The following is a 5998-nucleotide window of genomic DNA, read 5'->3' as shown; positions in this document are numbered from 1 at the left end:
ACCTAGTGATTCAAGTATTTTCACTCAAGTTTAAATTGAGACTTTATAATAAACCTTAATATTTCATATTTTTTTTAGATTAGATGTTCAGAATGAGCAAATTAATATTATTTTTATCTTTGTAGTATGAAGTAATTAATAGGTTATTTCACTAATAAGGATATTTATACATTTAACTTGCAATAGTTAGTAATTTAAAGGCTAATTTAACTACTAATTTTTAGTAAAAAAACAAAGGGAAAATGCTTAAATCATTATTACTAAAGATATATTTATCAGCATTTTCCCCCAAATATAAACTTCTAAATCTCCTAATTATTGAGATTACTGGCTAACATTTCTCTCAAGTTTCTTACTTGTATGATTGGCTCGATTATTAAGCTGTACTCTACCTCTAGGAAGGCGAATATTTTTCTGTTTAAGAATTCTCCTAACTTGAGTACCACTAAGTTTAATTCCTGTTCGTTGAGCAAGATAATTTGCTAAACGTTCTCCACTCCAATTGCTACATTCATAACCTAACTGGTTAGGAGATTTTTTTGTAACTTCTATCAATAACTGAATATATTCTTCTGTGGCTTTGCGAAAATTGCCATGTTCTCGTTGATCTCGTAAACTATCTAATTGATCTGGGTCTCCATGTACACACCAATAAGCAACTGTTCTATAAGAACAACCTATAAAGCCAGAAATCTCCGAATAAGTTTTTCCGTCATTTAATAGGAGTAACATCAATACTCTTTCTCGGAAATGAGAGCAACCGCCCTCTCGCAAAGCTTTCTGCAATCTTTTCTTTTGCATTGAACTGAGAAAATCTTTTGCAGGCATAACAGCTACCTCAGTTTAACAACTTAATGCAACTTAGCTGCACAGTATCTATAATCCGCTTTTTCATATCCTTTATTTAGGAGTATAAGCTGCAACTTCAAACCTAGGCAAAACCTTTGCCTGTTATAGCCTGCTACCCTATACTAAAAGCAAGTTTATAGCAGTTTTCATGCTCGATAGACCACAGTCGATCTGCACCGGGGGGCATGATGGAAGATTTGTTGATGTCGCAAGTTGAGGAGCGAGAACTTTGAAACTAGCCTTGGACTCCTAACTCCGCGCCTCCTAACTCCGCGCCTCCTGACTGCTGACTGCTGACTGCTGACTCCTACAGCAGTTTTGTGGTTTACTCAACTGAAAAGCGCTGTAAATAGATTACTAGATTAACTGTACTACTTAACTTGATGGAGATGACTTCTTTCGGGTATTAAGAACCGGATTTAACTTAAGCCCCTATTTTTCACAACTAATCTGGCCAAAACAAGACCAGAAATATCTGATGTTAGACAAGCTGAAATACCTGCATCTTTTGGATAGATAGTCAAGTCTTCATCTTAGTAGAATGCTTGTAGATAGTTGAGAATTAGATTAATATCTACTTCATAAAACTGATATAAAATATCACATAGCGTGATATTTTTATGTTTACTTCCTGTCTCTTGGTCAGCGTTCCCTCTCTTGGTCAGCATTCCCTTGCGCCTTCCGGCGACGCGGGGTCTGACCGCTTGCGACTTGCCTCTTGCAGAGGAGTTGCCTCTTCCAGAGGAGCTGCGCTAACGCTTTTTCGTATAGGGAATGCTCCGCAAACATGTCGCTCCGCGAAACGGCGGCGCGGGGTCTAACCGCTTGCGTCTTACGCCGACGCGGGGTATGACCGCCTTCAAGCGGAACTGTCGGCAGCACGACCTCCACAGGCATTGACGATCAAGCCGACCGCATTCCTCACATTAATGCTCTTGATTTATATTTGCTTGTGCCTATCCGAAACTAACGTAGTAATGGTGTTTTGTACAGCAAGCTGTTTGTAAAGGCAATAGTTTTGGGTTGGGGTAAGTAGGGGCAAGAACATCCCTACACTTTTATATGTGAACTCGCTTTTGTGCTACTTTTGTTAAAGTTCATAANACGATCAAGCCGACCGCATTCCTCACATTAATGCTCTTGATTTATATTTGCTTGTGCCTATCCGAAACTAACGTAGTAATGGTGTTTTGTACAGCAAGCTGTTTGTAAAGGCAATAGTTTTGGGTTGGGGTAAGTAGGGGCAAGAACATCCCTACACTTTTATATGTGAACTCGCTTTTGTGCTACTTTTGTTAAAGTTCATAATTTTTGGGCGAGTCCTTCCTGTTATCACTAATGACAAAACTGCACTACCTTACAATTTAAGAAAGTCAGGGAGTTCAGGTTTTGGGTAAGCAGTTTAACTAATGAATACACCTGAACCTAACACTCCACAAACTTCTATCTCAATGTTTCTGAGTTAATAGTCTTGCTAAGTTATGCATCTGCAGGAGCATGAGTGAAGCATTTCTTACCGCAAATGTTAGCGCAAGCTTCACATCCAATGCAGTCATCTGCATTAGCAATAGTCATTACTTTTCTTAATACTTCATCATCATCATCATCATCCACAAACTCTCCATGCTCATTGAGNCCTGAACCTAACACTCCACAAACTTCTATCTCAATGTTTCTGAGTTAATAGTCTTGCTAAGTTATGCATCTGCAGGAGCATGAGTGAAGCATTTCTTACCGCAAATGTTAGCGCAAGCTTCACATCCAATGCAGTCATCTGCATTAGCAATAGTCATTACTTTTCTTAATACTTCATCATCATCATCATCATCATCCACAAACTCTCCATGCTCATTGAGTGGTCTAAGTTCTAGAACATTTCTATGACAAACTTTAAAGCAACGACCACAACCTAGACATTTGTTCATGTCAATAGATTCGACATATTGAGGAGTCCAAGCTGTACCACCTTTAGTTAAAGCTGTTAATGTTGCCATCAGTTCTTCTCCTTTTGATTAGTAGGCTAATTGTTTGTTTTGTTGCATCTTTTTATATAATAGCTATTCACTCTTCCAAAAAAGTATTTTTTTATACTTTTTTCAGGTTTTAATCTAATATTTTTTCGATTATTTATTGCATATTTAATTTTTTCGGATTTTTTTTGATATTGNTTCTTCTCCTTTTGATTAGTAGGCTAATTGTTTGTTTTGTTGCATCTTTTTATATAATAGCTATTCACTCTTCCAAAAAAGTATTTTTTTATACTTTTTTCAGGTTTTAATCTAATATTTTTTCGATTATTTATTGCATATTTAATTATTAAAAATATTTTGCAATTATTTATCAAAAAATATCTATATATCTCCCAAAAATATGAGTAAATTTTGACTTGCGCGTAGCGGTATATAACTAATTAGATTGTTATAGTCGCTACGCTCCAATTTTTCGGGAACTATCTTGAATTAGCCTTAACTGGAATTAATATTTCAAATAAAGTACCTCCATTTGGATTAGATTTACATTTCAGTTCTCCCTGATGTTTTTCGACAATAATTTGGTGAGAAATGGATAGTCCTAAACCTGTACCCTTACCCACTGGTTTTGTGGTAAAAAACGGGTCAAAAATTCTTTTTTGCACAGAGTCAGGAATACCACGTCCATTATCATAAATAGAAATTTTCACACAATCGCGATCGACTCCTTTTTCTGAATAATGATGTATTTCGGTTTTGATGGTAATAATGCCGGGGATTTCTTGTTCTTCTAAAACATCTATGGCATTAGCAATAATATTCATAAAAACTTGATTTAACTGACTTGCATAACACTCAACATTAGGCAAATCCCCATACTCTTTAACAACAGTAGTTTCTGTTTGTTNAAATTTTCACACAATCGCGATCGACTCCTTTTTCTGAATAATGATGTATTTCGGTTTTGATGGTAATAATGCCGGGGATTTCTTGTTCTTCTAAAACATCTATGGCATTAGCAATAATATTCATAAAAACTTGATTTAACTGACTTGCATAACACTCAACATTAGGCAAATCCCCATACTCTTTAACAACAGTAGTTTCTGTTTGTTTTGCTGTAGTTTTTAAGCGATGTTGTAAAATTAATAAAGTGCTATCTATACCAGAGTGAATATCTACTTTTTTCATCTCTGACTCATCCAGACGAGAAAAGTTTCTTAGAGATAAAACTAGCTCTTTAATTCGATTCGCTCCAATATTCATTGAATCAACTATTTTGGGCAAATCTTCTATTAGAAAATATGCCTCACATTCTTCGGCAAAATCTGTAATTTCTGACACTGGTTCTTGATAGTTTTTTTGATAAAGTTGCAGTAAATTTAGTAAGTCTCTAATATAGTTATTTGTATGAAGAATATTACCGTAAATAAAGCTAATGGGATTATTAATTTCATGGGCAATACCAGCAACCATTTGACCCAAGCTAGACATTTTTTCTGCTTGTACTAATTGAGCTTGAGTATTTTGTAATTCTTTTAAAGTTTTTTCTAATTGTAATGCTCTTTCTCGTTCACGTTTTTCTGATTGTTGGAGTGCAATTTCTCCTTCTTTTCGTTCTGTAATATCACGGACAATTGCTAACACTTCATCTGTACCACTTTTAACGTAACGAGCTTCATAATGATAGAGGCGATCGTTGATAAAAGTAGAATATTCTCCTGCTTGCACTTTACCAGTTTTGAGAGTAAGCTTTAGGTAGTGTCTAGTCCAAACANTTCTCGTTCACGTTTTTCTGATTGTTGGAGTGCAATTTCTCCTTCTTTTCGTTCTGTAATATCACGGACAATTGCTAACACTTCATCTGTACCACTTTTAACGTAACGAGCTTCATAATGATAGAGGCGATCGTTGATAAAAGTAGAATATTCTCCTGCTTGCACTTTACCAGTTTTGAGAGTAAGCTTTAGGTAGTGTCTAGTCCAAACAGCTAAATCTTCAGGAAATATTTCTTCTAGAGTTTTCCCTAATACTTCTGATGCTTCAGGAGCATTTTCATCGTCTTTGTCCGGATAATAGTCAAGAAAAACTCCTCTTGAGTTGAGGCGTAACATTAAGTCAGGAATAGCATTGAGGAGACTATGATTTCGTTCTTGGCTTTCTTGTAGTGCTTCCTCTACTCGTTTACGTTCAGTGATATCAAATCTAATAGCTAAATATTGATAAGGTTGGCCGAGATCGTTTAAAAAAGGCACAATAGTAGTATTAACCCAATAATAACTACCATCCTTAGCTCTATTNGAGTTGAGGCGTAACATTAAGTCAGGAATAGCATTGAGGAGACTATGATTTCGTTCTTGGCTTTCTTGTAGTGCTTCCTCTACTCGTTTACGTTCAGTGATATCAAATCTAATAGCTAAATATTGATAAGGTTGGCCGAGATCGTTTAAAAAAGGCACAATAGTAGTATTAACCCAATAATAACTACCATCCTTAGCTCTATTTTTAATTTCTCCCCTCCAAACTTGACCGGATCTAATAGTAGACCATAAATCTCTAAAAAATTCATGGGAATGGTATCCAGAGTTAAGCAGACGGTGAGTTTTGCCAATTAGTTCTTCCCTAGAATATTGAGAAATTTCATAAACTTTATCATTTACATACTGAATAATACCTCTATGGTCTGTAATAGCAACGATCGCTGCTTGATCTATGGAAAATTGGATATCAGATAGTTCTTTGAGGGTTTTCCGCAGTATCCCTTCTAGTAAGCGGCGTTCTGCAATTGCAAAACCATTCCGAAAAGTGGTGAAGACAACATCAAGGCCCTTGGTAACGATCCGGCGAAGTTGCCCGGTATGGCCGAGAATTTCATGTATCGCTCCGGCGGTGAGAACACCTTTATGCCGGACACCGACGATCCGCAGATGCCCGGCAAAGTCGGCCTGCAGGTGGTCGGCGGTATCGTCAAACACCTGGGCGCCTTGACCGCGATCGGCTGCTCGACCGTGAACTCCTACCGGCGGCTTTGGGACACCGGCTTCTGGGCGCCGGTCTTCGCCGACTGGGGTTACCTTTTCGGCTTTATTTTAGATAGTCCATTTAAGAGATTGCTTCGGCTAGAAAATGGTTTCCCCAGAAGTTTAATTTGTTAAGCCCTCGCCTCGCAATGACAAACC

Annotated in this window: 5 protein-coding genes and 1 pseudogene; 1 reads left to right on the top strand and 5 read right to left on the bottom strand. The window is 37.0% G+C overall.

The annotated features are described in order from the left end of the window. Positions 1–324: 324 nt before the first annotated feature. The 5 genes and pseudogenes from AFK68_RS14510 to AFK68_RS35030 form a co-directional block, all read right to left on the bottom strand. Complete coding sequence (locus AFK68_RS14510; protein ID WP_094673419.1) at positions 325–828, bottom strand: helix-turn-helix domain-containing protein; 504 nt, start codon at positions 826–828, stop codon at positions 325–327. Positions 829–2546: 1718 nt separating this feature from the next. Next, positions 2547–2843 carry a ferredoxin III, nif-specific gene (gene fdxB, locus AFK68_RS14495; RefSeq protein ID WP_094673417.1) on the bottom strand — a complete coding sequence of 99 codons (297 nt, stop codon included), beginning with the start codon at positions 2841–2843 and terminating at the stop codon, positions 2547–2549. Between the two features lie 455 nt (positions 2844–3298). Beyond that, positions 3299–3726 (bottom strand): annotated as a pseudogene (locus tag AFK68_RS14490) (sensor histidine kinase); the annotation flags it as partial. A gap of 871 nt (positions 3727–4597) precedes the next feature. Continuing rightward, a partial coding sequence (locus AFK68_RS45220) for a PAS domain-containing protein (protein WP_371357390.1) occupies positions 4598–5074 on the bottom strand: 477 nt, incomplete at its 3' end. Between the two features lie 46 nt (positions 5075–5120). Continuing rightward, positions 5121–5794, bottom strand: a 674-nt coding sequence (locus AFK68_RS35030; RefSeq protein WP_143437880.1) for a PAS domain-containing protein, incomplete at its 3' end; no start/stop codon positions are given. On the opposite strand from AFK68_RS35030, the gene AFK68_RS45215 reads away from it, so the two are divergent. Next, positions 5678–5974, top strand: coding sequence for a hypothetical protein (locus tag AFK68_RS45215; protein ID WP_143437879.1), 297 nt, complete (start codon positions 5678–5680; stop codon positions 5972–5974). The two genes, AFK68_RS35030 and AFK68_RS45215, sit on opposite strands and share 117 nt — an antisense overlap. The last annotated feature ends 24 nt before the right edge of the window (positions 5975–5998 follow it).

This window comes from Hydrocoleum sp. CS-953 (genome assembly GCF_002260545.1).
In the GTDB taxonomy this organism is placed as follows: Bacteria; Cyanobacteriota; Cyanobacteriia; order Cyanobacteriales; family Microcoleaceae; genus Trichodesmium.
This window is presented reverse-complemented; position numbering and strand designations above follow the sequence as displayed.